General features: G+C 49.5%; 1 protein-coding gene. It reads right to left on the bottom strand.

Annotated elements, in window-relative coordinates:
• On the bottom strand, positions 1-370 hold a 370-nt coding region (locus tag AAEZ02_RS21960; RefSeq protein ID WP_502959604.1), incomplete at both ends, for an MBL fold metallo-hydrolase.

Raw genomic sequence — 370 nt, 5'->3', positions numbered from 1 at the left:
CCGGTTAAGTCTATTTCAACATACGCCGAGCCGAGTATATGTCCGGCAGGCTTAAACTTGAGTTTGGCTTTGGTATACGTTAGTGGCGTTGTTTCAGTTTCGCTTGCTGTTTTTGTTGCTGTGGGGAGGTTGATTGGCAGTGTTATCCACTGGCCGTAATCGACCGCAACAAGCAGTTTGTTGAGTCGATTGATGCAGGCTTGAATGAGTTTTTTATCGCGGGTGACGCCGACTTTTAAGGCGTCTTCTATGACCAGAGGTAATAGCGCTGCTGTGGCGGTGGTGGCATAGATAGGTTGGTCAAATCCTGCTGCCAGCAAGTAGGGAATACGCCAGACGTGGTCGATGTGGCAATGAGTCACAATGAGGG

The organism is Shewanella sp. T24-MNA-CIBAN-0130 (assembly GCF_040310185.1).
GTDB classification, from domain to species: domain Bacteria; phylum Pseudomonadota; class Gammaproteobacteria; order Enterobacterales; family Shewanellaceae; genus Shewanella; species Shewanella psychromarinicola.
This window is presented reverse-complemented; position numbering and strand designations above follow the sequence as displayed.